4 protein-coding genes are annotated in these 2,962 nt (G+C 73.4%); all 4 read left to right on the forward strand.

The annotated features are described in order from the left end of the window. Nucleotides 1–500: MoxR family ATPase (locus tag E1287_RS42795; protein ID WP_243719834.1), on the forward strand; the 500-nt coding region annotated here is incomplete at its 5' end. After that, nucleotides 497–1,564, forward strand: coding sequence for a DUF58 domain-containing protein (locus E1287_RS42800; protein WP_131971802.1), 1,068 nt, complete (start codon nt 497–499; stop codon nt 1,562–1,564). The genes E1287_RS42795 and E1287_RS42800, both read left to right, overlap by 4 nt. After that, entirely contained in the window at nt 1,561–2,508 is a 948-nt protein-coding gene (locus E1287_RS42805) for a VWA domain-containing protein (protein WP_131971804.1), read from the forward strand. The genes E1287_RS42800 and E1287_RS42805 overlap by 4 nt, the downstream gene beginning before the upstream one ends. A 21-nt stretch (nt 2,509–2,529) precedes the next feature. Continuing rightward, nucleotides 2,530–2,962, forward strand: a 433-nt coding sequence (locus tag E1287_RS42810; protein ID WP_131971806.1) for a methyltransferase, incomplete at its 3' end; no start/stop codon positions are given.

Here is a 2,962-nt window from a genome sequence, read left to right on the forward strand (position 1 = left end):
TCCTCATGAAGATCGACGTCCACCACCCCGCCGCCCACGAGGAACTCCAGATCCTCCAGCGCATGAGCGTCGACCCGCCCGAAGCCACCCAGATCCTCGACACCGGACGCCTCGCCGGCCTCCAGCGCGCCGCCGAAGAGGTCGCCGTCCACGAACTCATCGCCGACTACATCGTCCGGCTCGTCATGGCCACCCGCGAACCCGACCAGTACCGCCTCCCCGACCTGCGCGGCGTCATCGAGATCGGCGCCAGCCCCCGCGCCACCCTCGGCCTCGCCGCCACCGCCCGCGCCCTCGCCCTGGTGTCCGGACGCGACTACGTCCTCCCCGACGACGTCCGCGCCGTCGCCCGCGACGTCATCGCCCACCGCCTCGTCCTCACCTTCGACGCCCTCGCCGACGGCGTCCACGCCGCCGACGTCGTCAACCAGATCCTCACCGCCGTCCCCCCGCCCCGCGTCGTGTGGAACCACGGATCGGCAGCGGTGACCACCGCATGACCGCGGCCCGCCGGCGACACAGCGGCAAGCTCGCCCACCTCGCCCCCGAACGCACCCTGCGCCGCCTCGAACTCCAGGTCACCCGCCGCCTCGACGGCCTCCTCAACGGCGAACACCTCGGCCTGCTCCCCGGCCCCGGCACCGAACTCGCCGAAGCCCGCCTCTACCAGCCCGGCGAGGACGACGTCCGCCACATGGACTGGGCCGTCACCGCCCGCACCACCACCCCCCACGTCCGCGACCTCATCGCCGACCACGAACTCGAAGCCTGGGCCCTCCTCGACCTCACCCCCAGCATGGACTTCGGCACCGGCACCATGATCAAACGCGACCTCGCCGTCGCCGCGCTCGCCGCCGTCGGCTTCCTCACCGTCCGCCTCGGCGACCGCGCCGGCGCCTACCTCCTGCACACCGACGGCATGCGCCGCTGGCCCGCCCGCACCGGCAAAGCCGCCCTCTACGCCCTCCTCCAAGCCGCCCTCGACGCCCAATCCGTCCACGACGGCGCCCCCCGCACCGGCCCCGGCCCCGGACGCGCCGGCACCGCACCCCAGCGCGACCTCGCCTCCGCCATCGCCGCCCTCGACCGCGGCCAGACCCGCCGCGGCCTCCGCGTCGTCATCTCCGACTTCCTCGCCCCCGACGGCACCCACGACGCCCACGGCGGCCCCGGGAGCCACGGCGGCGCCCGCCGGGACACCGCCGGCCAGGCCCGGCCCGACTGGGAACGGCCCCTGCGCCGCCTCACCGCCCGCCACCAGGTCCTCGCCATCGAGATCATCGACCCCCGCGAACTCGACCTCCCCGACGTCGGCCTCGTCGAGATGACCGACCCCGAGACCGGCACCGTCCACGAGATCGTCCTCAGCCGCCGCGTCCGCGAACGCTACGCGGCCGCGGCCGCCGCGCAACGCGAGCACACCCGCGCCGCACTCCGCCGCTGCGGCGCCCACCACCTCGTCCTGCGCACCGACCGCGACTGGATCGCCGACATCGCCCGCTTCGCCCTCCGCCAGCGCCGCGCCGCAGGCCGGCAAGTCAACACAGCGGGAGTGCGCCCATGACCTTCCTGTCACCCGAACGCCTCTGGCTCCTCGGCGTCCTGCCCGCCCTGGCCGCCCTCTACGTCCTGCTCCAGCTGCGCCGCGGACAGCACGCCGTCCGCTTCACCAACCTCGCCCTGCTCTCCCAGATCGCACCCCGCCGCCCCGGCTGGCGCCGCCACGTCGCCGCCGGCCTGTTCCTCATCATGATCGCCCTCATGATGATCGGGTTCGCGCGGCCCGCCGACTCCGTCAAGGTCCCCCGCGACCGCGCCACCATCCTCGTCGCCATCGACGTCTCCCTGTCCATGATGGCCAGGGACGTCCCGCCCAGCCGCTTCGACGCCGCCAAGGCCGCCGCCAAGAAGTTCATCGGCGAACTCCCCGGCCGCTTCAACGTCGGCGTCGTCGCCTTCGCCGGCAGCGCCAACCTCATCGCCGCGCCCACCGCCGACCGCGCCGCCGCCGTCGCCTCCATCGACCAGCTCGTCCTCGCCAAGCGCACCGCCATCGGCGAGGCCGTCTTCACCAGCCTCCAAGCCGTCCGGTCCTTCGACGCCGAGGCCAGCCAGGACCCGCCGCCCGCCCACATCGTCCTGCTGTCCGACGGGGACAACACCACCGGACGCTCCGTCCAGGAGGCCATCGACGCCAGCCGTGCCGCGCACGTCCCCGTCTCCACCATCGCGTTCGGCACCCCCTACGGCACCGTCGACATCGAAGGCGAGACCACCAGCGTCTCGGTCAACAAGGAGACCCTGCGCGCCCTCGCCGACAGCACCGAGGGCAAGGCCTACGAGGCCGCCGACTCCGACCAGCTCCGCGACGTCTACGCCAACATCGGCAGCTCCCTCGGCTTCAAGACCGAGCACCGCGACGTCGCCGCCCGCTACACCGGCATCGCGCTGCTGTTCGCCCTCGCCGCCGGAGGCGCGTCCCTCGCCTGGTTCTCCCGCCTGCCCTGACCGCTGATACGGTTCGCCGACGTGGGGGAACACTACTTCGCCGAACGGCCGGGCACCGCGAGCCGCCGACGCACCGTCGACCTCGTCCTGCCCGACCTGCACCTGCGCCTGGACACCGACAGCGGCGTCTTCTCCCCCGACCGCGTCGACCCCGGCACCCGCGTGCTGCTGGAGACCGTCCCGCCCCCGCCCCGGCACGGCGACCTGCTCGACCTCGGCTGCGGATACGGCCCCATCGCCCTCACCCTCGCCAAGCGCTCTCCCCAGGCGAAGGTCTGGGGCGTGGACGTTAATCAGCGAGCCTTGGACCTCGCCGAGAGCAATGCCAACGCCGCCGACCTTGACAATGTAAGGTTCATCTTGGCGGACGATCTCGACCCCCGCCTCCGCTTCGCCGCGATCTGGTCCAACCCCCCGATCCGCATCGGCAAGGCCGCCCTGCACGACCTCCTCC

The sequence above is a fragment of the Actinomadura sp. KC06 genome, assembly GCF_004348735.1.
In the GTDB taxonomy this organism is placed as follows: domain Bacteria; phylum Actinomycetota; class Actinomycetes; order Streptosporangiales; family Streptosporangiaceae; genus Spirillospora.

What these genes read in the sequence shown, in the direction of transcription:
- E1287_RS42800 (WP_131971802.1), top strand. Translation starts at nt 497, where the DNA reads ATGACCGCGGCCCGCCGGCGACACAGCGGCAAGCTCGCCCACCTCGCC.
- E1287_RS42805 (WP_131971804.1), top strand. Translation starts at nt 1,561, where the DNA reads ATGACCTTCCTGTCACCCGAACGCCTCTGGCTCCTCGGCGTCCTGCCC.